Origin of the sequence: Roseovarius sp. BRH_c41 (assembly GCF_000961715.1) — a bacterium.
In the GTDB taxonomy this organism is placed as follows: Bacteria; Pseudomonadota; Alphaproteobacteria; order Rhodobacterales; family Rhodobacteraceae; genus Roseovarius.
Genome location: NZ_LADY01000019.1, coordinates 55,110 through 72,985, shown reverse-complemented (window position 1 = coordinate 72,985; position 17,876 = coordinate 55,110). Strand labels below are relative to the sequence as shown.

The window sequence follows — 17,876 nt, the reverse complement described above, 5'->3', positions numbered from 1 at the left end:
TTAGGCCGGGGGTGCCAAATGAGTGATGTGATACTAACGCTGGATCAGGTTCAGGATCTTGCTCTTCAGACGCTCGTCCGCGCGGGTGCATCACCGCAACAGGCCGCCTCCGTCGCCCGTTCGACCCGTTTGGCCGAACGCGACGGCATCCGTAGCCACGGGCTGATGTATATTCCAATCTATGCCGAACATCTGCGCTGCGCCAAGGTTATCGGGACGGCTGTGCCAAAGGTCGATTGCCCGCGCGCCGGGGCAATTCGTGTCGATGCCGCGCATGGCTTCGCCCACACCGCCATAGACGCTGGCTGGACCGAGTTTGGTGCCGCTGTGCGCAGGCAGGGTATCGCCGCGATGGCCGTGAACAGGTCCTATAATTGCGGCGTTTTGGGGCATCATGCCGAGCGGTTGGCCGCAACCGGTTTGGTGGGGCTGTGCTTTACCAATGCACCGGCATCCATGGCACCCATCGGGGGCACCCAGCCCGTGATCGGGACAAACCCATTTGCACTTGCTGTCCCAGACGGCGAGGGCGGTGCCCGGCTTGTCATTGATCAGTCGGCCAGTGCCATAGCCAAATCCGAAATCATCCTGCGGGCCCGCAAGGGAGAAGCGATAGAGCCGGGCTGGGCTTTGGATGCGGATGGCAACCCGACCCAAGACGCCGAAACGGCGTTGATGGGGTCCATGCTTCCAGCCGGTGGGCAAAAGGGTTTTGGTATCGGTTTGATGGTCGAGATCTTCGCAGCCTCCCTAGCGGGGGGTAATCTTGGCTTGGAGGCGAGCCCGTTTGCCGGCCCCAAAGGTGGCCCGCCTGGAACGGGGCAGTTCTTTATCGGCTTCGATCCCTATGCCTTCTCGGGCGATAGGTTTGATGCCTCCATGACACGGCTCACCGAGGCAATTACCCAACAGGCAGACGCGCGTTTGCCCGGCTCACGTCGCGCCGCAAATCGCGCCCGGACAGAACAAGACGGTGTGTCGGTCGATGCGGCACTGATGAACAGGATTGACTCCGCCTGAGGCGGAAAGGAATGACATGACACTGGAAACCCGAAACTTCATTGCAGGTCTCTGGCAAGAGGGCGCGACCACGGTCGTGAATCGCAATCCATCAGATCTTTCCGACAGGATCGGTCATTTTGCGCAGGCGGATGCCGCCCAGCTTGAAGTAGCAGTACAAGCCGCGCGCCACGCTCAGGCCGACTGGGGGGCAACCGGCCCGCAAAAGCGTCATGATGTCTTGATGGCCATTGGCACAGAGATGATGACACGGGCCGAAGAGATTGGCAGGCTCATCGCCAGAGAAGAAGGCAAACCCGTCGCCGAAGGCAAGGGAGAGGTCTATCGCGCTGGGCAGTTCTTTACCTATTTCGCCGCCGAAGCCCTGCGCCAGTTGGGCCAAACCGCCGATAGCGTGCGCCCCGGTATCGAAATCGACGTGCGCCGCGAACCTGTCGGCGTGGTTGCGATCATCAGCCCATGGAACTTCCCCGTCGCGACACCCGCATGGAAGATTGCTCCGGCCTTGGCCTTTGGCAATGCCGTGATCTGGAAACCCGCCAATCAGACGCCTGCCAGTGCCGTGGCGCTGGCCCAGATCATCGCCAATCAAGACCTGCCCAAAGGCCTGTTCAATCTGGTTATGGGCGCGGGCCGAACCGTAGGGCAGGCACTTGCGCAAAGTGCCGATGTAGACGCGATCAGCTTTACCGGATCGGTGCCTGTGGGGCGCGGAATTGCGGCGAGCGCGATCCCCAACATGACCAAGCTGCAGCTGGAGATGGGGTCCAAGAATCCGATGGTGATCCTCGAGGATTGCGATCTTGATCTGGCGGTCGTGCATGCCACGAACGCAGCATTCGGCGGCACTGGCCAGAAATGCACCGCAGCCAGCCGCTTGATCGTGCATGAGCGCATTCATGATGCCTTTGTCGACAAGCTGATGGTGGCGGCACAGGCTTTGCAGGTCGGTCATGCGCTGGACAAGGACACCCAGATCGGACCCGTCGTCAGCGCCGAACAGCTTTCCGCAAATCTCGATTACATCGAATGCGGCAAACAAGAGGGGGCCGAACTGCTCTGTGGCGGCACAGCGCTCGACCGCGCGACCGAGGGATATTTCATGGCGCCGGCTGTGTTTGGTGCCACACAAAATACCATGCGGATCAATCGCGAGGAAATGTTCGCTCCAATCACCTGCGTGATAAAAGTTGGTGACTATGACCAAGCTCTGCACATTGCCAATGATACAGACTTTGGCCTGACCGCTGGCATCATGACCCGCGATCTCGCCCGCGCCACCCATTTTCGACGCAATGCGCGCGCAGGCTGTGTCATGGTCAACTTGCCCACGGCTGGCACCGACTATCACGTGCCTTTCGGCGGGCGCGGCGCGTCGAGCTATGGCCCGCGCGAGCAAGGTCGCTTCGCCGAAGAATTCTACACCACGGTCAAGACATCTTACATACACTCTGGGGTTCCGGCATGACGCCACGCATTGACGCCTTGCAATATGCCAAGTGGTCCGAAAAGATCTTCCGCCAGATGCGCGCCGGGGGTGTCGATGCGGTGCATGTCACGATAGCCTACCATGAGAACTTTCGCGAAACGGTGCTGAATATTGAGGCTTGGAACCGTTGGTTTGGACGCTTTCCTGACCTGATTTTTCAGGGGTTCACCGCGGCTGACATTGAACTGGCGCGCCAGACTGGGCGCACCGCGATCTTCTTCGGCTCGCAAAATCCGTCCTGCATGGAGGATGACATAGGCCTCGTCGAAGTGCTGCACCGTTTGGGTCTGCGCTTCATGCAACTGACCTATAACAATCAGTCGCTTCTGGCCACGGGCTGCTACGAGGCCGAAGACACCGGCCTGACCCGGATGGGCCGCGAGGTTGTGGCGGAAATGAACCGTGTCGGGCTGGTGATTGACATGAGCCATTCCGGAGAGCGCTCAACCTTGGACGCCATCACACAGTCCTCGCGCCCCATTGCCATAACCCATGCCAATCCGGCGGCGTGGCATCCCGCGCGGCGCAACAAATCCGATCAGGTGCTGCGTCTCCTGGCAGAGAGCGGCGGAATGCTGGGCTTTTCGGTCTATCCACACCATCTGCGCGGCGGAAGTGAGTGCAGCTTGCGCGATTTCTGCGAAATGGTCGCACGAGCCGCGGATCTGATGGGGGTGGAGCATATCGGCATCGGCACGGATCTGTGTCAGGATCAACCCGATAGCGTGGTGGACTGGATGCGGTCAGGTCGTTGGACCAAGGCGCGTGACTATGGGGAAGGCAGCAAAGAAAACCCGGGCTTTCCCCCTATGCCCGAGTGGTTTCAGAACAATTGCGATTTTGAACGGATTGCCGAGGGCTTGCGCGATCTTGGTATGTCACCGGGCGATGTCGCGGCGGTTATGGGTGGCAATTGGCATCGCTTTTTCGCAGAGAGCTTTGGTCCTGCGCAAACGCATCGACAAGAGGCCGCACAATGAGTTGCGCAGGGCTGACCTCCATACCCGAGGCGGCAGGCTTTCGCCGCAGTCCTCAAGAGGTCATGCGCCTCGCCCGTATGGGCTGCACACATCCCACACGCCTGTCGTTCCTGCGTCAGTTGTTACGCCGGTTTGAAACCGAAGCATGGCGGTTTGACAGGCCCGTCTGGGATATTGATGCTCAGGGTGTTGGCCGCGCGCTCTATCGCGCCATTGGTCCTTTGCGGACTTACAGTCTGGTTGTCTTTGCGCATGACCTACCACCCGAAGCAAGATCGGACCGCGTGATTGCCACAGCCTGGGACGCGACATTCGCCCTGTTCGATGGGACGCCGACACCCGATGATCTTGACCGGCTTGCCGCAAATGTACCGGTCCAGGAAGCAGGCCGGATCAGTCCGCGCGAACTCAGCCTGAGCCGCGCCAACCGGTCCGTCAGACTGTTTGATCACGTCGTTGCGCGGCTGTCCAATGGGCAGCAGCCCGAGCCCTCCATGCTCTTGGAAACCGGCTATTTGATGCGCACGACGGCCGTTTACGGATCTGGCAAGTTTGGCGCGGCGGATCGCGAGACGATTGCGACGCGCCCCGAACTCAGCGCGCCATTCCAGGCCGAGATGCTCTCTGTCTGGTTGACGCGCGCCTTTACCGTCGATCTGGTCGACCATCTGGCTCAGGCGCGTGGCGGTGACCGGGCTGTGCGTCTTGCCCGCGACCTAAGGCGCGGTCTCGGCGTTGGCAATTCCACAGGCCTTGGTATGGCACCGTTCCTGATCCGTCATCCGGTGCTTCTAAACAATTGGATGCTTGCGCGCGAGGAGGCTCTCGCGCGTGTGCGCGCCCAACACAGTGTTGGCCAGAAGGATCTGCGCGGATTGCAAATGGCGCTGCACGATGCCGCAACGAATGCAGCGCTATGGGAGAGTGGGCATCCGATCCAACAGGCGAAACTGGCCGATTTGCGGCACAGCCTCGACCAGATCGAAACGCATGTGGCGCGGGTCTGGGATCGCAGCGTGCCTTATCCCTGGGATGCGCTCTGGCGCTGGGGCGAGGCCACGTTGCCAATTGAAGGCCAAGAGGCACTGCTCGCCGCCATGCTGGAGCCGCATGGAAACCTCATTGATGGCTTGGGCGATTGCATGGATGCCAATGAGGATGCGTATTTTGCAATCGACGGCAGCATGCCTGTCGCCGATTTGCGCGCCGTGCTGCAACGGGACTATGCTTGGGCGCTTGGGGTGGATTACACCGCACGCGAACATGCTGGCCGGTTCTGGTACGTCTCCCAAGACAAGCTGGAGCCCCGTTTGGGGGACCGCAATGAGGATCCGGGGGCAGAGCGCGAACTGCCGCTGGACATTTGGCGTCAGGCTGCAGGGCTATGGCAGACGCTGACAGACTTTCCAGATCATACGCCCGTCGCGCAGGTATTGCGCGCTTATCCTGAACACCGCCCCGCCTTGCGCCGCGCCCAGATCACCGCGCGCCATCCCTTCGCTGAAATTCGCGACAATCTGATTGCGGCGGACATGCTGCCAATTGACCTTTTACGCTGCAAACTCGCGTTCTTCGGTGCCACGCGGTTCGATCCCCGCTCGGATCGTTGGGTGCGGATCAGTCTGTTTCAGGGCGCGCCCTATCCCGACGAGATCGAGGAGGGCATGGCGCATGCCTGACTGTCACGCCCGAGATCACGCAGATGCAGAGCAAGACCTGTACTTGTCGTTATCCGAGATTGCTGCCCTCTCATGGCGCGCCATCCGGGGCGCAGGCCGAACATGGGGCGAGGCCGAAGACGGAGCCGAAGCCGCCAAGTGGTTGGCGCGGGCCGGCTTGGATTGGGCGCATGCGCTGACAGGCATTCTGTCCCTACCCGCCGATAGCGCAGGGTGTCCCTTGCGCGCAGGCATGGCGCTATCTGATTTTGCCGACCTGCCCAATGGCGCGGCACAGTCCGCGCAATTGCTGTCGGATATCTATCACCCGCTGTTTCTGTTGCCATTCACCGCACAGGTCGCGGCGCGATCACGACAGGGTATGCAACTGGATTGGAACGGGGCATCCGCACGCCTTGCGCCGGATGCCGCCCCGGTTCTGACCGGGAACATCCATGCCGCCGGCCCGCTGCATGTGTCCATCGCCCCAGCCTTCGTATCCCCAACCGCCGCCGCGTCCGGCGCATGGCCAAAGGATCATTTCGGCGCGCCGGGTGCCGGGCCCTACGCCCGTCTGACGACCTTGATGCTGCACGTCACGGTGCCGTCCTCGGCCGCCTCGCTGGCCGGGGCGGGCGCACAGGGGGACGACAATGACTGACATCCGCTCGCAGGACACTTCGACCAATCAACTCAACAGGGAGACTGACCAATGAAAACAACACTCATCGCAACCGCCTTTGCAGGGCTAGGGCTTGCCTTGCCAACCGCAGCACTTGCCGATTGCGGGCGCGTCTCGATCGCGGAAATGAATTGGGCCTCGGGGCAAATCATCACTCGGATATCCGAATTCCTCATGACACAGGGCTACGGATGCGACGTAACGGTCGTGCCATCTGCAACCACAACCGCCATCACCTCGCTGGCCGAGAACAACGAGCCCGACATCGTCCCGGAACTCTGGGTCAATTCGGCCCCGGCCTATTTCCGTCTCGAGTCCGAAGGTCGCGTGGTCAAGGCTGCGGATGTCTTTGCCGAGGGCGGCAGCGAAAACTGGTGGGTGCCTGATTATCTGGTCGAGGCGCATCCAGAGTTGGCGACGATCGACGGCGTGCTGGCCAATCCGGACCTTGTGGGGGGCCGCTTTCATAACTGCCCGGATGGGTGGGGATGCCGGATCGCCAATGATAACCTGATCAAGGCGTTCGACTTTGCCGGACATGGAGTCGAGGTGTTCAACCACGGCTCCGGCGATACCCTGCCTGCATCCATGGCCGCAGCCTATGACAACCGCGAACCGTGGTTTGGGTATTACTGGGGGCCGACGGCTGTTCTGGGCCGTTACAACATGGTCGCGGTGGATATGGGACCACATGATCCCGAAATCCACGCTTGCAACCAGACCCAGGATTGCGCAACACCGGGCATCTCCTCTTATCCTGCTGCCCCCGTGCTGACGGTGGTGACGGCCGATTTCGCAGACCGAAATCCGGACATCTTCGCCTTGGTCAGCAATATCTCCTTTGGCACGCAGGAGCTGAGCAATCTCTTGGCGTGGCAGGCCGACAACAGCGCATCTGCGGAAGAGGCTGCCGTCCACTTCCTGACCACCAGTCAGGAAACCTGGCGCGGTTGGATCAACGAGGCCGCAGCCGAGAAGTTGAGCGCAATCCTCCAGTAATTGCAAAACAACCGGGTGGGTGCCGTGTCCGCGCGGCACCTGTCTTCTAACGCCACCCCGGTCTTTCCCGAATGACCGCCTGTGCAAAGAGTGATGGACTATGGCGACCTATGATTTCGTATTTGACGGGCTTGGTCTGCGCGACTGGTGTGAGAAAGAGTCCGTCCCCGGTCCAATGAGCATGGCGGATTTGCTCGCGCAGGGTGCGGGTGGTCAGGCCGAGAAAACATGGTTGCAATCCCTGTGGGACCTGCCATTTCCATCACTTGACGAACTCAACCAGGCTTGTCCGGCGATTGCCCGCACACGAGATTTGACAAGAGCCGTCGAGCAGAGCTTTCTCAACGTAAAGGACTCCCTCAAGATCGTGCTTGATCCCATGACGCAGCCGTTGAGCTGGATATTGGAATGGGCGCTTCATGTCTTTACGGTCACACCTTGGTGGATCGTACTTCCGCTTTTGATGGCACTGGTCTGGGTGGCATCACGGTCCTGGGCGCTCATGTCTTTCGTCGTGGGCGCGCTGTTGTTCCTGCTGTTCATCGACCACTACACAGTCGCGATGCAGACCATGTCCATCATCTTTGTCTGTGCCTTTCTTTGCGTCTTGTTTGGCGTTCCAATCGGGATTGCCATGTCGCGCAGCGACACCATGCAGCGACTTTCGATCCCGGTTCTGGATATGCTGCAGACGCTGCCGACCTTTGTCTATCTGATCCCTCTGATCTTTCTCTTCTCGGTGACAGAGCCAAAGCTGTATGGAATTGCCATTATCCTCTATGCAATCGTCCCTGTCATCCGCCTCACGGACCTGGGCATCCGGCTCGTGGACAAGGATGTCATCGAGGCCGCCGAGGCGTTCGGCATGACGCGCCATCAGAAACTACTGCGCGTTCAAATTCCGCTTGCCCTGCCCAATATCATGGCGGGGGTCAATCAGACCATCATGATGAGCTTGGCAATGGTGGTCATCGCCTCACTGGTGTCGGCGCCGGGGTTGGGCGTGTTGGTTCTGCGCGGCATTCGAAATCTGGAATTGGGTGTGGGGCTGATGGCAGGGCTTGGGATCGTCCTGCTGGCCATCATTCTGGACCGGGTCACCAAAGCGGCACTGGCGCGGGTAAACGCCGCCGCCAGCGTGCCGCGTCATTGATCGGGGGCAGCATGGATCAGAGCGCAAACATCTCCATCCGCAATCTTTACAAGATCTTTGGCCGCCAGCCCCGAAAAGCGTTGGAGCAGGTCCAGGCGGGTATGAGCAAGACGGATCTCATGGACACGCAACACCATGTTCTGGGGCTGAGTGACATCAATGTTGAAATGCGCGCAGGTGAGATCACCGTCATCATGGGTCTGTCAGGATCTGGAAAATCCACGTTGATCCGTCACATCAACCGCCTTATCGAGCCGACCGCTGGCGAAATTCTGGTCAACGGCGAGAATATCATGACCTTCGGCGAAACCCGCCTGCGCGACATGCGCCGCAAGCAAATGTCGATGGTGTTTCAGCATTTTGCGCTCCTGCCTCACAAGACCGTTCTCGACAATGCCGGTATGGCCCGCGCAATTCGCGGTGAACCGAAAGAGGCCTATGATCAGGATGCGCGGGGCTGGCTGGGGCGCGTGGGGCTTGGCGGGCAAGAGGGGCAGTATCCGCATCAGCTCTCAGGGGGGATGCAGCAACGTGTGGGGATAGCCCGCTCGCTGACCTCGAACGCACCGATCATGCTGATGGACGAGGCATTCTCAGCACTCGATCCGCTGATCCGCACCGACATGCAGGATCTGCTGCTGGAATTGCAGCAAGAGTTGCACAAGACCATCGTCTTCATCAGCCACGATCTGGATGAGGCCCTGAAACTTGCGGATCATCTTGTGATCCTGAAAGACGGGGTCATCGTTCAACAAGGCGAGCCGCAGGAAATTCTGCTTCATCCCAATGATCCTTATATCGTGGACTTCATCAGCGATATCAACCGCGCGCGCGTCCTGCGGGTGCGATCCGTCATGGATACCCGGACCGCCACCGCATCTCAGACGGCGGGGACGGTCGATGCCGACGCCACGCTCGAGTCGGTCATAGCCCTGTCCGGCGGTGATACCGCGCTCACATATGACGTGCAGCTAGACGGCAGACATGTCGGCTTTCTCAACATGCAAAAACTGGTTCGTGCGCTGGTGCCGACGCAGGCCGCACGCCGGGGCGCGCGCCATCCTGAGCGTGCACACCAGAGCTGAAAGGCATCCCGGTGTTTCCTTGCCGCACGCCCCAAACCCGCGCGTGACTGCTCCGCATCACGCGGTGAATACCGTGGCGCCATGCCGAAAATCCCACTACTCTTGATCCATGCGTGACATCAATCTCAAGGCGACTGAATACTTCGAGGCCGTGGCCCGTTTGGGAACGGTCACCAAGGCAGCGCATGAACTTGGTGTTTCGCCCTCTGCCGTGAGCCAGCAACTCAGCGCGCTTGAAACGCAATTCGGCGTCAAACTCTTTCGCCGCGAGAAACGCCGCCTCATCCTCACGCTCGACGGCGACCGCCTGTTTCAGACCACGACGCAGGCCTTTGGCGCGCTGCGCAACGCCCGAAGCGCGATTGGCCGTCAGCGCGACATGCGCAGCCTGACGATCCGCGTCAGCCCCAGTTTCGGTGTGCGGTGGCTGGGGCCGCGCATTGCCACCTTTGCAGCGGCTAATCCCGACTGGAACATCCGCGTCGATGCGACACCGGATTTCACCGCCTTCGAGACCGAGGCGGTCGATCTCGACCTGCGCTATGGGCTGGGGGGCTGGGCTGGGCTCACGGTTGAGCCGATCCTCAATGACATGGCCCTGCCGATGTGCAGCCCGGATTACCTGAGCAAACTCGCCGCCATAAGCCCCGATCCGGCAGAGCAATTGCGCCATGCGCGGCTGATCGACAGCGTCAAAACGATCTATCGCTGGGATATCTGGCTGGCCGCGAACCGGATCGACCTTCCGGATCTGTCCTATCCCTTCCGCTTTGACCGCTCGTCCATGTCGGTCGAAATGGCCAAACAGGGCGGCGGTGTCGCGCTCGACAGCGCCGTGCTCTGTCTGGGCGAGTTGGAGCGTGGCGAGTTGGTGCCACTCGCCCCCGCCTTTCCGGTGATCGCTTTCGATGCCTATTGGATCGTCTGCCCGCCCCGGCATCTCAACCGGCGGATCGTCAAGCGGTTTTCCGATTGGGTGATGCAAGAGGCCCGCCAGACCGAGGCGCGCACCCGCACCTTGCTCGAGGCGGCGGGGTGTCAGTTTCGCCCCGGCGAAGTGTCGGAGATGAAGGAAGTAACCCCCTGGTCGTTGTAACGATCTGATTTATCGCAATTTCGAACCGAAAAAGTCTACCAACTTTTTCTGAAATTGCTCTGGCCCGTCAGTAAATCGTCAGCGCCGGGATATAGGAAATCGCCATCAGAACCGCCAAGGCCACCAGATAGAACGGCACCAGCGCACGCACGACCTCGAACAAACCCACCCGCGCGATCGCCGCCGAGATAAAGAGCGTGGTGCCGACGGGCGGCGTATAGAGCCCGATCGACAGGTTCACTACCATCATCAGCCCCAGTTGCACCGGATCAAGGCCAATCGCCTGTCCGATGGTCACAAAGAGCGGCCCCAGCAAGAGAACCGCCGCAGGCAAGTCGAGAAACGCCCCGACCACCAGCATCACGACATTGAGCGCCAGAATGATCATCCACGGCTCGCGGATGGTCTCGGCCACCCAGAGCGCCAGCTCTTGTGGCACCCGCTCGGCGGTCAGCACCCATTGGATCGTCGAAGACGCCATGATGATGAACATCACCGCCCCGGTCATCATCGCCGTATCGACCAGCGCGGTCCAGAGCGACGGGATCGTCATATCACGGTAAATGCCGCCACTGACAATCAGCGCATAGGCCACCGCCATCACGCTGACCTCGGTCGGTGTGGCCACGCCAAACCGCAGCGTGCCGATGACAAAGAGGGGCATCAAGAGCGCGGGAATAGCGGCGATGATCTGTCCCTTGAACGCGGCAAAGCCCCCCGCCAACGGCGACCGCGGCAGATCGCGACGCCGCGCCACCCACCAGACGGCGATGAACATGCCCAGCGCCAGCAGCACACCGGGCAGGATGCCCGCCACGAAAAGATCGACAATCGAGGTGTTGGACACGAGCCCATAGAGGATGAGCGGAATGGAGGGCGGGATCAGCACCGACACGGTGGACGAGGCCGAATTGATCGCCGCCGCGAACCCGCCGGGATAGCCCTCTTTCTGCTGAACCGGAATGAGCGCATTGCCCAGCGCCGAAGCATCCGCCACAGCAGAGCCGGACACACCGCCGAACATCACCGAGCCGATGATCGACACCTGCCCCAGCCCGCCCTTCATATGCCCCACCGCAAGACGGGCGATATTCACGAGGTAGACGCCAAAGCGCCCCGACATCATCAGATTGCCCGCGAGGATAAAGAACGGAATGGCCAACATCGGAAAGCTCTGCGTCGGCGAATAGAGCCGTTGTGCAATCACCGCCATCGGCTTGCCATCGAGCCAGAGCGCGGCCGCAACCCCGCCCAGCATCGCATGCGCCACCGGCACCGAGAGGGCGAGACAGGCAAAGAAAATCCAGATCATCGTCGCGGACATTGCGGACGCTCCTCAGCTCAGGCTTGTTTTCGTGGGGTCTTGGGCCTCTGGCGCGGGACCAACCAGCCCCTGCGCCACGTCGAGCGCGGCAATCACCGCCATCGCGGCAAAGGCATAGACCAGACTGGCATAGCCCCAGATCTGTTTGATCCCCAGCGTCGAGAGACGTTGAAACTGTGACGCCTTGAGGATCGGTTGGCTGGACCAGAGCACGCTGAAGGCGATCAGCAGAATTGTGAGGTTGACCACGACCATGATCATGCGCCGTGCCTCGGGCCCGGTCATGTCGGGCAGAAGGCTGATCGAGATGTTTTGCCCCCGCGCAGCCGCGATCACGATGCCCCCAGCCACCATCCAAGGCAGCAGAACGGCGTGAATTTCATAGGCCCAAGGGATGCCCGAGCCCGTCGTATAGCGCAGCACGACATTCACAAAGAGAGCCCCGAACATGAACACCAGCGTGGTGGCGGCAATGATTTTGCCGCTCCATTCCAGCACCGTGACCGGGGTCCGCAGGTATCGGGACAGAAGGCGCGTGCGCCCTCTGTCCGCCAAGCGCGGGGTGGGATCGCCCGCGCCCGACATTACTGACCGACCGCCGATTTGAGCGCGGCCACCAGGTCCGGGAAATCGGCCGCGTATTTGTCATAGACCGATGCGGTCGCGGCGATATAGGCGTCGCGGTTGGCGTCGGCAAAGGTAGCGCCTTCGGCCTCCATCTTGGGCTTCAGGGTCTCGTCGCCCTCAAGCGACAGTTGCCGTTGCAGTTTGCCCGCCTCTGCGGTGGCGCTCAGGGCGCAGGTTTGCGTCGCCTCATCAAGGCCCGACCACCACGCCAGACCCGCAACCACCGGGGTGGATTCGTATTTATGGCCGGTCATGGTCACGAACGGTGTGATTTCATGCAGCTTGGCGCTGTAGATATTGGTCAGCGGGTTTTCCTGCCCGTCAAACACCCCCGATTGCAGCGCGGTGGGCAATTCCGACCACGCCAGCGGGGCCGGGGCGGCACCCAGCGCCTCGAAAATATCCACCGTCATCTGATCGGGGGGCGTGCGGATTTTCATACCCTTGAGATCGGCAGGCTCTGAGACGTGCTTGGTCAGATGCGTCACGTTGCGGATGCCATTGTCCCAGAACCCGAGGATTTTCAGCCCGGCGTCCTGCGCGCGGGTGTCGAGCATGTTGCCCACGTCACCATCCATCACGGCCCAAGCGGTCGGCAGGTCCTTGAACAGGAACGGCAGACCCAAGAGACCGATTTCCGGCACGATCTGGCTCATGGCCCCTTGGCTGTTGGCGCTGACCTGAATGATCCCCGCACTGGCAGAGGTGAGCATTTCCACATCATTGCCCATCGTGGCCGAGGGCGCATGATTGACGGTATCGCCGGTGCAGGCGGCATAGAGTTCCGCCCATTTCTCGGCGGCGTCATAGCGCGGATTGCCGGGGTTTGAGCCATGGGCAAAGATGACCTCGGCGCTGGCCGTGGTGCCCGCAAGGGCTGTGGTTGTGGCCAGAATGGCCAGCAGATTGGTCTTCATGGTGGTTTCCTCCCTTTTCGAAGACTGATGTATTTGGTCCCGCTCCTCAACGGGCCAGGGTCAGTGAATGAGCGATCCGCCGTTCACATCGACCTCGGTTCCGGTGCAATAGGCCGCAAGATCAGAGGCCAGAAAGAGCGCGCAGCCCGCCACATCCTCGGCTGTGCCGGCGCGTCCCATCGGAATGCCTGCCAGCACCTGCGCACGCATCTCATCGCTGAGTTTCCCGGCGGTGATGTCCGTGGCGATAAAGCCGGGGCAGATCGCGTTGGAGCGCACATTGTCGGGTGCCAACTCTCGCGCCATCGCCTTGGTCAGGCCCAGAATTCCGGCCTTGGCCGCTGAATAATGCGGCCCGCCAAAGATACCGCCGCCGCGTTGCGCCGACACCGAGGACATATTGACAATGCTCCCAGATTTCTGCGCCCGCATCGCCGGGATAACGGCCTGAGACATGTAGAGCGTGCCGCGCAGGTTCACGTCCAGAACGGCATCGTAATTGTCAGGACCAATATCCATCAGCTTGAGCGGCTGGGTAATCCCGGCATTATTGACCAGAATATCAATCCGCCCATAGGTTTCGATCACCCGCTTTGCCACCGCCAGACAGGCCTCGCGGTCCACGACATTGCCCACCAGCCCGAGATGCCCGGTGCCCGGCAGGTCCGCCGCCGCCGCCTCGGCCTGCGCCAGATCGAGATCGGTGATCACCACCGTCGCGCCCTGTTCGGCAAAGAGCCGCGCCGTCGCCTTGCCCAGACCGCGTGGGCTGGCAGCCCCGGTCACGATTGCAATTTTTCCGTCCAACAGGCCCATTGCCCATCCTCCTCCGATTATCTGGTGATCCGGCTCAGAGCCAGGCTTTGATCTGCTCCGCGACCTTGTCCACCGACAGGCCATACATGTCATGCAGCGTGGGCAGCGCCCCCGCTTCAAGGAAGTCATCAGGCAGGCCGATCATGCGGAATTTTGGCGCAATCCCTGCGCTCATCAAACAGCCCGCAACCGCCTCGCCCAGCCCACCGTTCACGGTGTGGTTCTCGGCCGTCACGACAAGGCGGCCAGGCTTTGCGGCCTTGGCACGGATCGTTGCCACATCCAGCGGCTTGATCGTCGGCACATGCAGCACCGCCACATCAACCTTGTCCGCTGCCAGCTTTTCGGCGGCATCGAGCGCACGCATCGTCATGATGCCCGAAGAGATCACCAGCACATCGCGCCCCTCACGGATCATCTGCGCGCGGCCCAGTTGAAATTTGTAATCCGGCTTGTGCCGCGTCAGGACCGTCGGCACCTTGCCCCGCAAAAGACGTGCATAAACCGGCCCGTCATGCGCCAGCATCGCGGGCACCATGCCGGCCACATCATCCGCATCGCAGGGGTCGATGATCACCATATTGGGCAACCCGCGAAAAATTGCCAGATCCTCGGTCGCCTGATGGCTGGGGCCATAGCCCGTGGTCAGCCCCGGCAGCGCGCAGACGATCTTGACCGGCAGGTTTTCCTCGGCAATCGCCATGGCGATGAAATCATAGGCGCGGCGGCTGGCAAAGACGGCGTAAGTGGTGGCAAAGGGAATGAACCCCTCGCGCGCCAGACCGGCGGCAGCAGAAAACAGCAACTGCTCCGCCATGCCCATCTGATAGAACCGCTCGGGCATCGCACCGGCAAAGATATGCAGATCGGTGTATTTCGACAGATCCGCCGACAGCCCGACAATGCGGGGATCTTTCTTGGCGTGTTCGACCAAAGCATGTCCAAAGGGCGCATTGACCGTATCATAGCCCTCCGCCGCGAGTGAGGCGATCATCGCCGTGGTCGCGACCTTGGTTTCCGGCACCTGACGCGGCTCATACTTGCGGGCCATGGAGGCGAGGGTCATAGCGGCTTTCCTTCTTCCAGCACGGCCAGCGCCTTGGCCCATTCATCCGTCTCGACGCGGATAAAGTGATTGCTTTCCCGCGCCTCGAGAAAATCGACGCCCTTGCACATTTTGGTATGACAGATGATGACGCGCGGTTTGGCGTCGCTGAGGCTGCGGGCAACGTCGAACGCCGCGGTCAGCGCACTCAGATCATTGCCATCCACCTCTTGCGCATGCCAGCCGAAGGCCTGCCATTTCGGCGCCTCGGCCCCCACGGCCAAGGCATCGCGCGACGGCCCGTCGGCCTGTTGATTGTTGAAATCGACGATGCAGATCAGATTGTCGAGCTTCCATTGCGTGGCGGACATCACCGCCTCCCAGGTCGAGCCTTCGCCCAATTCCCCATCCGACATCAGGTTATAGACATAGGCCGGGGTCTTCTTGCGCTTGAGGCCCAGCGCCATACCCACGGCAATCCCAAGCCCCTGACCCAGCGAGCCGCCCGTGATCTCCATCCCCGGCGTATAGGACGCCATGCCCGACATCGGCATGCGGCTGTCATCCATGCCATAGGTGTCAATCTCATCCTCGGGTAGAATGCCTGCCTCCATCAGCGCGGCATAGAGCGCGATGGCATAGTGACCGATGGACAAGAGAAACCGGTCCCGCCCTTCCCATTCGGGATCTTCCGGGCGATATTCCAGCGCATGGAAATACGAGGTGGCCAGCACATCGGCGACGCCGAACGCCTGTCCGATATAGCCCTGTCCCTGCACTTCACCCATACGCAGCGCCTTGCGGCGGATGTTCCAGGCCCGCATCTCCAACGAGATGTTGGAGAGTGCGCCAACTCGGTTCTGAATAGTCATTCGGTCCTCCCGGTCTGCTGACCTCGCCAAACGCTATCACCGATGCAGGTCGATAGATTGTGCGAAAAATGCAAAACCTTGTTAGGAAAACTAAACAACTTTCAAGCCCGACATCGGGTAGGACAGATTTGACTCTGATAATGGGCCGACCGCATGACCGATATTCAATCCATGGCCAACGCCATCCGCTTTACCGCTCTTGACGCGATTCTGAACGCCGGTGAGGGGCATCAGGGCGTGCCGCTTGGCATGGCGGAAATCGCAGCCACGCTCTATGCGCGTCACCTCAAGGTTGACCCCAAGACCCCGCTCTGGCCCGACCGCGACCGCGTGATTCTGTCCAATGGTCATGGTTCCATGCTGCTCTATGCGCTGCTGCACCTTGCGGGTTATGCGCATGTCACCACCGATGCGCTCAAATCCTTTCGCCGTTTGGGCTCGGTTTGCGCCGGTCATCCCGAAATCGAACAGGAGGCGGGGATCGAGATCACCACCGGCCTCTTGGGGCAGGGCATCGCCTGCGCCGTCGGCATGGCCGTGGCCGAGGCACGTCTGGCGGGGCGCTTTGGCAGCGGTCTGGTGGATCACCGCACATGGGCTTTTGTCGGGGATGGCTGCCTGCAAGAGGGTGTCGGCCAAGAGGCGATCTCGCTGGCGGGTCACCTGCGCTTGGGCAAACTCACCTTTCTCTGGGACGACAACCACATCACCGATGATGGCGATACCGCGCTGTCGATTTCCGAGGACGTGCCCGCCCGCTTTCGCGCCGCGAACTGGCATGTGACAGAGGTGGATGGGCATGACATCGAGGCGATCTCGGAGGCGATGGACGCGGCCAAATCCGATCCGAGCCCGTCGCTGATTGCCTGCCGCACCATCATCGCGCGCGGTATTCCGCGCCTTCAGGGGCAGCGCGGCGGGCATAGCGCGCCCTTGACCCCGACCGATTCCACCGAGGCCCGCGCGGCAATAGGCTGGCCGCATGCGCCCTTTGAGATCCCCGACACCATCCGCGCTGATTGGGCCACGGCCATGAGGCGCGGCGCTGTGGCCCACGCGGACTGGACCACCCGCCTCGCGCAGCATCCAGACGCTATCGCGTTTCATCGCTGGACCTCCGGTGCCTTGCCGCCGGATTGGGACCAGACCCTGAACCGGATCAAACAGGATCAGGCCGCCGATACGACACCGCGCCCGACCATCACCACCTCTGGCGAAGTCTGCGCCGCGCTGAGCGGCCCCTTGCCAGACCTCACCGTGCTCTGCGCCGATCTGGAGTCGCCGACCAATCACAAACGCGGGCGCGCGGCCTTCAGCGCCAGTGACCCGACCGGCAGCTATGTGCATTGCGGCGTGCGCGAACATCTCATGGGGGCGATGTGCGACGGCATCGCTGCCCATGGCGGTTTGCGCCCGGTCAACGTGACCTATCTGGCCTTTGCCGATTACGAACGCCCCGCGATGCGCATGGCCGCGCTGATGGGCTTGCCCGCGCTCTTCGTCTTCAGCCATGACAGCATCGGCGTGGGCAGCAACGGCCCGACGCATCAGCCGGTCGAGGTGCTGGCCAGCTTCCGTGCCATGCCGAATATGCGGGTCTTTCGCCCCGCCGATGCGGTGGAAACCACCGAGGCCTGGGATATCGCGATGCGCGCCACCGATGGTCCAAGCCTCTTCGCGCTCTCGAAACAACCCGCCCGACAGGTGCGCAGCCATACGGATGAAAACCTGACCGTACGCGGTGCCTATGTTCTGATTGAGCCGCAAGGCCCCCGTGATCTCACCCTTCTGGCGACTGGAACCGAGGTCGGGCTTGCGGTCGAGGCCTGCACGGCGCTCCGCGCGCGCGGCATCAACGCGGCCGTGGTGTCTATGCCGTGCTGGGAATTGTTCAATGCGCAGGACAAGGCCTATCGCGATGCCGTGCTGGGCACCGCACCTCGCATCGGGATTGAGGCGGCCATGGACTTTGGTTGGGAACGATGGCTGCGACCAGACGATCGGTTCATCGGCATGTCAGGGTTTGGCGCGTCCGACAAATCCGAAACGCTCTATCAGCATTTCGGAATCACCGTAGAGCGTATCTTGCTGGAAGCGGCGACGATCTGACACC

At 61.3% G+C, this 17,876-nt stretch carries 16 protein-coding genes; 10 read left to right on the top strand and 6 right to left on the bottom strand.

Annotation, left to right across the window (positions count from 1 at the left end):
* Positions 1-18 precede the first annotated feature (18 nt).
* The 9 genes from VR71_RS05245 (at position 19) to VR71_RS05205 (ending at position 10,162) form a co-directional block, all read left to right on the top strand.
* Positions 19-1,020 (top strand): Ldh family oxidoreductase, encoded by a 1,002-nt coding sequence (locus VR71_RS05245; RefSeq protein ID WP_045681845.1) that lies wholly within the window; start codon positions 19-21, stop codon positions 1,018-1,020.
* 16 nt (positions 1,021-1,036) lie between these two features.
* Positions 1,037-2,488, top strand: a complete 1,452-nt coding sequence (locus tag VR71_RS05240; protein ID WP_045681836.1) for an aldehyde dehydrogenase family protein — start codon at positions 1,037-1,039, stop codon at positions 2,486-2,488.
* Positions 2,485-3,489, top strand: a complete 1,005-nt coding sequence (locus VR71_RS05235) for a membrane dipeptidase (protein WP_045681834.1) — start codon at positions 2,485-2,487, stop codon at positions 3,487-3,489. Before VR71_RS05240 ends, VR71_RS05235 begins: the two co-directional genes overlap by 4 nt.
* Complete coding sequence (locus tag VR71_RS05230; protein WP_045681832.1) at positions 3,486-5,168, top strand: hypothetical protein; 1,683 nt, start codon at positions 3,486-3,488, stop codon at positions 5,166-5,168. The genes VR71_RS05235 and VR71_RS05230 overlap by 4 nt, the downstream gene beginning before the upstream one ends.
* Positions 5,161-5,808: a DUF3726 domain-containing protein gene (locus tag VR71_RS24670; protein WP_296429888.1), complete on the top strand. Its 648-nt coding sequence runs from the start codon at positions 5,161-5,163 to the stop codon at positions 5,806-5,808. Before VR71_RS05230 ends, VR71_RS24670 begins: the two co-directional genes overlap by 8 nt.
* 51 nt (positions 5,809-5,859) lie before the next feature.
* Positions 5,860-6,828, top strand: coding sequence for an ABC transporter substrate-binding protein (locus tag VR71_RS05220; protein ID WP_045681830.1), 969 nt, complete (start codon positions 5,860-5,862; stop codon positions 6,826-6,828).
* 100 nt (positions 6,829-6,928) lie between these two features.
* Positions 6,929-7,981: a proline/glycine betaine ABC transporter permease gene (locus VR71_RS05215; RefSeq protein WP_045681828.1), complete on the top strand. Its 1,053-nt coding sequence runs from the start codon at positions 6,929-6,931 to the stop codon at positions 7,979-7,981.
* An 11-nt stretch (positions 7,982-7,992) separates the two neighbouring features.
* Positions 7,993-9,066, top strand: a complete 1,074-nt coding sequence (locus VR71_RS05210; RefSeq protein ID WP_045681826.1) for a glycine betaine/L-proline ABC transporter ATP-binding protein — start codon at positions 7,993-7,995, stop codon at positions 9,064-9,066.
* 109 nt (positions 9,067-9,175) lie between these two features.
* Positions 9,176-10,162, top strand: a complete 987-nt coding sequence (locus VR71_RS05205) for a LysR substrate-binding domain-containing protein (protein WP_045681824.1) — start codon at positions 9,176-9,178, stop codon at positions 10,160-10,162.
* Positions 10,163-10,229: 67 nt separating this feature from the next.
* Here VR71_RS05205 and VR71_RS05200 read toward each other — a convergent pair whose 3' ends face one another.
* From VR71_RS05200 to VR71_RS05175, 6 genes are read right to left on the bottom strand one after another with little or no spacing between them, the layout of a single operon-like run.
* Positions 10,230-11,486: a TRAP transporter large permease subunit gene (locus tag VR71_RS05200; RefSeq protein WP_045681822.1), complete on the bottom strand. Its 1,257-nt coding sequence runs from the start codon at positions 11,484-11,486 to the stop codon at positions 10,230-10,232.
* A 12-nt stretch (positions 11,487-11,498) separates the two neighbouring features.
* On the bottom strand, positions 11,499-12,071 hold the full coding sequence (locus tag VR71_RS05195) for a TRAP transporter small permease (RefSeq protein ID WP_296429887.1): 573 nt from the start codon (positions 12,069-12,071) through the stop codon (positions 11,499-11,501).
* A complete protein-coding gene (locus VR71_RS05190) occupies positions 12,071-13,030 on the bottom strand; it encodes a TRAP transporter substrate-binding protein (RefSeq protein ID WP_045681820.1) in 960 nt (319 codons plus the stop codon). The genes VR71_RS05195 and VR71_RS05190 overlap by 1 nt, the downstream gene beginning before the upstream one ends.
* Before the next feature lie 60 nt (positions 13,031-13,090).
* Positions 13,091-13,846, bottom strand: a complete 756-nt coding sequence (locus VR71_RS05185; RefSeq protein WP_045681818.1) for a glucose 1-dehydrogenase — start codon at positions 13,844-13,846, stop codon at positions 13,091-13,093.
* 34 nt (positions 13,847-13,880) lie between these two features.
* Entirely contained in the window at positions 13,881-14,912 is a 1,032-nt protein-coding gene (locus VR71_RS05180; RefSeq protein WP_045681816.1) for a transketolase C-terminal domain-containing protein, read from the bottom strand.
* Positions 14,909-15,763, bottom strand: coding sequence for a transketolase (locus VR71_RS05175; protein ID WP_045681813.1), 855 nt, complete (start codon positions 15,761-15,763; stop codon positions 14,909-14,911). Before VR71_RS05175 ends, VR71_RS05180 begins: the two co-directional genes overlap by 4 nt.
* Before the next feature lie 153 nt (positions 15,764-15,916).
* Here VR71_RS05175 and tkt point away from each other — a divergent pair, with 153 nt between their 5' ends.
* The gene (tkt, locus tag VR71_RS05170) at positions 15,917-17,872 is read left to right on the top strand and encodes a transketolase (protein ID WP_045681812.1); all 1,956 of its coding nucleotides are present in this window, start codon (positions 15,917-15,919) and stop codon (positions 17,870-17,872) included.
* Positions 17,873-17,876: the final 4 nt, after the last annotated feature.

What these genes read in the sequence shown, in the direction of transcription:
- VR71_RS05230 (WP_045681832.1), top strand. Translation starts at nt 3,486, where the DNA reads ATGAGTTGCGCAGGGCTGACCTCCATACCCGAGGCGGCAGGCTTTCGC.
- VR71_RS05195 (WP_296429887.1), bottom strand. Translation starts at nt 12,071, where the DNA reads ATGTCGGGCGCGGGCGATCCCACCCCGCGCTTGGCGGACAGAGGGCGC.
- VR71_RS05175 (WP_045681813.1), bottom strand. Translation starts at nt 15,763, where the DNA reads ATGACTATTCAGAACCGAGTTGGCGCACTCTCCAACATCTCGTTGGAG.
- VR71_RS05220 (WP_045681830.1), top strand. Translation starts at nt 5,860, where the DNA reads ATGAAAACAACACTCATCGCAACCGCCTTTGCAGGGCTAGGGCTTGCC.
- VR71_RS05205 (WP_045681824.1), top strand. Translation starts at nt 9,176, where the DNA reads ATGCGTGACATCAATCTCAAGGCGACTGAATACTTCGAGGCCGTGGCC.
- VR71_RS05235 (WP_045681834.1), top strand. Translation starts at nt 2,485, where the DNA reads ATGACGCCACGCATTGACGCCTTGCAATATGCCAAGTGGTCCGAAAAG.
- tkt (WP_045681812.1), top strand. Translation starts at nt 15,917, where the DNA reads ATGACCGATATTCAATCCATGGCCAACGCCATCCGCTTTACCGCTCTT.
- VR71_RS05190 (WP_045681820.1), bottom strand. Translation starts at nt 13,030, where the DNA reads ATGAAGACCAATCTGCTGGCCATTCTGGCCACAACCACAGCCCTTGCG.
- VR71_RS05215 (WP_045681828.1), top strand. Translation starts at nt 6,929, where the DNA reads ATGGCGACCTATGATTTCGTATTTGACGGGCTTGGTCTGCGCGACTGG.
- VR71_RS05240 (WP_045681836.1), top strand. Translation starts at nt 1,037, where the DNA reads ATGACACTGGAAACCCGAAACTTCATTGCAGGTCTCTGGCAAGAGGGC.
- VR71_RS05200 (WP_045681822.1), bottom strand. Translation starts at nt 11,486, where the DNA reads ATGTCCGCGACGATGATCTGGATTTTCTTTGCCTGTCTCGCCCTCTCG.
- VR71_RS05185 (WP_045681818.1), bottom strand. Translation starts at nt 13,846, where the DNA reads ATGGGCCTGTTGGACGGAAAAATTGCAATCGTGACCGGGGCTGCCAGC.
- VR71_RS05180 (WP_045681816.1), bottom strand. Translation starts at nt 14,912, where the DNA reads ATGACCCTCGCCTCCATGGCCCGCAAGTATGAGCCGCGTCAGGTGCCG.
- VR71_RS05210 (WP_045681826.1), top strand. Translation starts at nt 7,993, where the DNA reads ATGGATCAGAGCGCAAACATCTCCATCCGCAATCTTTACAAGATCTTT.
- VR71_RS24670 (WP_296429888.1), top strand. Translation starts at nt 5,161, where the DNA reads ATGCCTGACTGTCACGCCCGAGATCACGCAGATGCAGAGCAAGACCTG.
- VR71_RS05245 (WP_045681845.1), top strand. Translation starts at nt 19, where the DNA reads ATGAGTGATGTGATACTAACGCTGGATCAGGTTCAGGATCTTGCTCTT.